The organism is Halomonas sp. SIMBA_159 (genome assembly GCF_046536035.1).
Taxonomy (GTDB): domain Bacteria; phylum Pseudomonadota; class Gammaproteobacteria; order Pseudomonadales; family Halomonadaceae; genus Vreelandella; species Vreelandella venusta_A.
Map to the genome: position 1 here is coordinate 1 of NZ_JAWJBT010000197.1, position 350 is coordinate 350.

Annotated in this window: 1 protein-coding gene; it reads right to left on the minus strand. The window is 65.4% G+C overall.

Features of this window, described 5'->3' with window-relative positions; genetic code table 11:
- Nucleotides 1-111 precede the first annotated feature (111 nt).
- Nucleotides 112-350: hypothetical protein (locus R0J87_RS18970; protein ID WP_498888168.1), on the minus strand; the 239-nt coding region annotated here is incomplete at its 5' end.

Consider the following 350-nt stretch of genomic DNA (forward strand, 5'->3'; position numbering starts at 1 on the left):
GGGCATTTTGAGCCAGCTGCCGCAATTTCGCGACCTCGCCCTTCAACGCTTGGCCCGACTTAAACACCGAAAATGGCTAACGCGTTGAGTTAACGCAGTGAATCGGGAAATTCAGGCCGACGTGGCACCATGCCGGGGGCGTCCCCGGCGTTTCCTGGACCTCGGTGGCGACGGATGTTCCGGCTCCGGCGGTCCAGTGGTCTGAACCCGCGGCGGCAGGGCGATGCCGACTGCTTTGGCAAGGGCGGTCACGGTGCCCGTCGCCTCGGTGCGGACCTGCCAGGTCTTGCCGTCGTGCTCGATCGACGCCTGCTGCAGACGATCGAGCTCGCGCAGCACGTCGCCCCACT